This is a genomic window from Lysinibacillus sp. fls2-241-R2A-57, assembly GCF_030209535.1.
Classification (GTDB): Bacteria; Bacillota; Bacilli; order Bacillales_A; family Planococcaceae; genus Lysinibacillus.
Map to the genome: position 1 here is coordinate 1 of NZ_JARVRU010000155.1, position 1,306 is coordinate 1,306.

The 1,306-nt window shown below is 37.1% G+C and carries 2 protein-coding genes; both read right to left on the bottom strand.

All coding sequences use genetic code 11. The features are described from left to right. Nucleotides 1-275: 275 nt before the first annotated feature. Nucleotides 276-668 (bottom strand): hypothetical protein, encoded by a 393-nt coding sequence (locus QRN68_RS21175; protein ID WP_285399000.1) that lies wholly within the window; start codon nucleotides 666-668, stop codon nucleotides 276-278. Between the two features lie 52 nt (nucleotides 669-720). After that, complete coding sequence (locus QRN68_RS21180) at nucleotides 721-867, bottom strand: hypothetical protein (protein ID WP_285399002.1); 147 nt, start codon at nucleotides 865-867, stop codon at nucleotides 721-723. Between the last annotated feature and the right edge of the window lie 439 nt (nucleotides 868-1,306).

A 1,306-nucleotide genomic window follows, 5' to 3' on the forward strand; every position in this document is an offset into this window, starting at 1 on the left:
CGATGGTAGTTGGGGGCTTCCCCCTGTGAGAGTAGGACGTCGCTAGGCAAAGAAAACAGTCAGCTGTGTGCTGGCTGTTTTTTTTTTTTGCTAAGGAGATTATAAAATTTGCGCTTGTAGATAACTAAAACATGAAAATAATCTTATAAAGAAGAGAACTTGATGTAATTCATTAATCGAGGAATTATTCACCGTGTTTTACAAGACCATTCGTGATTTTTGGGAATTCCATTAAGAGAAAGGTTCTCAAGTTCTATCCCATCATGCTTTAATTATTAAAATTCTTTATTCCAATGTTCATTTTCATACATAATAGTTACATTTGCGTGTTCGACTTTTAATTCATGCTGAAGATAATCAATAAAAGATTCAAACATTTCTTCGTTTATCTCTTCTTTTTTGTTATTTAATTTAATATTGAGCGAAGAAGGGTTATCGATTGAAGGCGTAAATGCGATACTTTGAGGTTCTCCGAATGTTTCAGTTATGTAACTATAAACTTTCGGTTTTACTTGTTCTATGAATTTTGTTAACTCTTGAAATGCTATATCATCTTCCATTTGCCTCGTATGTCTATTTTCATAAACCATGAACGTATTCTGTGTTTCTGTATTTAAAATCACTGCAGCATAATCAAATTTATCGTATTCCGACCCTTTATCATACATATAAGTATATCATCTGTTTATTTGTAAATATGTATAAAAATGTATCATCGCATTACGTGTGGTTTATTTCCTTTCCTACTGGTGCTTTGTCGCTGCCGCTTTGCTTTCGCGCAGATAAAACATTTGTTGTTGCTGTCGCTACGTTTTCGCACAGAGCAAAGCTGCCTGGGGGCGTCCGAAGAGCCGCTTGGGCCAACAAATATTTTATGTACGAAAGCGAAGTGTTAACGTAGCGGCAGCAACAGCACGATGTTGGTCACGATGGCGTTATCACAGGACGTGATGACTTTAGCCTTCGTTTCCCCTACTGGTCGCTCCAGGGTCTCATCTGTGACACTGATCCCTAAAGAGTCACCCAGCCTCCACTCAACTTATATTAATTTCTCCTAGCCGTAATTGTAGCTGTCGCTATGCTTTCGCTACAGATAAACAATGCGTCCGGGTTTTGAATTGTGCTTTATGAATCTGAGTGAATGCAAACCTAAGGGATTAGGCCCTGTTTTATACAGTACTTAATCCTTTTGTTTTATAGACGTCATTTCTAAGAGCTACAGGAATTCGACATAAATCTGCATATTTATAGCACGCGTGTTGATTAACCAAAATTATACAGTATCGAATGATTTATGTTCCAATGA

Coding starts and splice junctions, on each gene's coding strand:
- QRN68_RS21175 (WP_285399000.1), bottom strand. CDS start 668: ATGTATGATAAAGGGTCGGAATACGATAAATTTGATTATGCTGCAGTG.